Here is a 1,255-nt window from a genome sequence, read left to right as displayed (position 1 = left end):
ATTTTAGTTGAATTTTTCTAATCTTCACCTTACCTGAAAGAGAGCTCTTGGCCGAGAGGTGCGGGATGTCTTCTTCCAGATCTGGCTGCAGCAGTCCCTGTTTATTTTCCTGCCAAGCTTCATCTCGCTTCCACAAAGTGTAGATCAATACCAACAGTTTCTTCTGCACGGCCACATAGGCCAGCATCTTCTTCTTACCCTTTCCTGTCAGCCGGTCAAACAGCGCCCTGCAGACCGGTACGTTCCGGCGCATGGCATGCAATGCCGGCATGTGCAGTATGCGCCTGATATGGCTGTTGCCTTGCTTGGAGATCCTGGTCCTGCCGACCCTGTTGCCCGACTGGTTCTCCACCACGTCATAGCCGGCGTAGCTAACAAGCTGCTTCTGGTTGGTAAAGAGAGCAAAGCCGTTGGTTTCGGCAACGACAGTGGCCGCCGTCAGCACCCCCACCCCTTTGATGGTGGTGACCTTGTTGATCTTCTCCTGCAGCAGGGCATCTGCCGCGATGACCTCTTTTATTTCCTGCCGGATGGATTGTAGCTGCGCATCATAGAGCTGCAGCGTTTTCCTGAGCCTTTTCACCGTGCTCTTGCCCGTGTGCATGCTGTAGGCTTCGGCATGCAGGCGGTTGGCCGTCTCACAACGCACCTGCTGGATCTGTTCATGCTCTGAGGGTGAGCTTGCGCAGCAGGTAGAGCTGCTTGCTCAAGGGCTGCCAGGGGTCCAGATTCCTTTCCGCCCCCATATGGGCCAGCGCTTTGGCATCCAGGCGGTCGTTCTTGGATTTGTAGCCCAGGCTCTGAAAGTACTTCTTTGCCCGGTTAGCCAGCACCACATGTACCTTTCGCCCCTGCTGGTGCATCGCCCAGGCCAGGTGCTCATAATACACGCCGGTGGCTTCCATGATCACCACCAGTTCCACTGAGGCGTCCTCCCACTTGCTTATCCATTTATGGAAAGCAGCCAGCCCTGGAGCGGAGTTGGCGAACCGGTGGCTAGCTTTCACCACAACCCTGTGCTCTGAGGTGAGCACCGAGAAGCAGGCGTCAAACTTGTCTTTGGAGATGTCGGCACTGACCGACTGCTTGATGATTTTCATAGCTGGAGAAATAAAGATTAAACAAAACCTACAAAACCAGTAGCTCTTCCCCTAACTTCACTCATCATCTTATCCAAGGTTACCTCGACACGGGGGAGATACCTGTAAGTACTGTTCAGCCTTTTGGGAAGAAGCACTACCGGAAGGATGTCCCT

At 54.0% G+C, this 1,255-nt stretch carries 2 protein-coding genes; both read right to left on the bottom strand.

The annotated features are described in order from the left end of the window. Positions 1 to 649 (bottom strand): transposase (locus ACFSRY_RS19145; protein ID WP_377511932.1); only part of this gene is annotated, 649 nt, incomplete at its 3' end. A gap of 13 nt (positions 650 to 662) precedes the next feature. Further along, positions 663 to 1,100, bottom strand: a complete 438-nt coding sequence (locus ACFSRY_RS19140; protein ID WP_377511929.1) for an IS110 family transposase — start codon at positions 1,098 to 1,100, stop codon at positions 663 to 665. Positions 1,101 to 1,255 lie beyond the last annotated feature (155 nt).

Origin of the sequence: Pontibacter locisalis, assembly GCF_042684605.1 — a bacterium.
GTDB classification, from domain to species: Bacteria; Bacteroidota; Bacteroidia; order Cytophagales; family Hymenobacteraceae; genus Pontibacter; species Pontibacter locisalis.
Note: the sequence above shows the minus strand (reverse complement) of the source record. Positions and strands in the feature narration are given on the sequence as shown.